General features: G+C 32.0%; 1 protein-coding gene. It reads left to right on the top strand.

Going from position 1 to position 568, the window contains the following annotated elements; translation table 11 throughout:
- Positions 1-50: 50 nt before the first annotated feature.
- The coding region (locus SB764_RS38220; RefSeq protein ID WP_410866492.1) for an LLM class flavin-dependent oxidoreductase at positions 51-568 on the top strand (518 nt) is incomplete at its 3' end.

Here is a 568-nt window from a genome sequence, read left to right as displayed (position 1 = left end):
GGGATAAATTATTACTTATTTAAATACTATTCATCATGGGAAATATTAAATTGAGTATTCTAGAACTTGGCGAAAGAGATAATATAGACTCTTTACAAAACATCACATCTGTGATAGATTACGCACAAAAAGCTGAAGAGTTAGGTTTCCATAGATTTTGGTTAGCAGAGCATCATTTTAATAGTGATTATTGTTATACCTCTCCGGAATTATTGCTTATGGCAATCGCAGGTTCTACAGAACGTATGAGAATAGGATCAGCTGGGTCTATTACCAATTTTTATTCCTCATATGAGAAAGTCTCACAATATAAATTATTGAATAATTTATTTGATGACAGAATAGATTACGGAGTTTCTAAAGGGCATATAATCAATAAATTGACTGAAACTCAAAAAACTTTTCTAAATATTCCTGCAGATGCAGATCATGAAACTCTATTCAACCAAAGAGTAGATGAAATTAATGAGCTTATTCACAATGAAGTAGACCTGTATCATAATCATCAGCTTATTACCCCTCCTTTATATGGAAGACCTCCGAGATTGTTCTACCTGTCATCTTCTTA

This window comes from Paraburkholderia sp. SIMBA_027, assembly GCF_046535315.1.
GTDB lineage: Bacteria > Pseudomonadota > Gammaproteobacteria > Burkholderiales > Burkholderiaceae > Paraburkholderia > Paraburkholderia tropica.
Note: the sequence above shows the minus strand (reverse complement) of the source record. Positions and strands in the feature narration are given on the sequence as shown.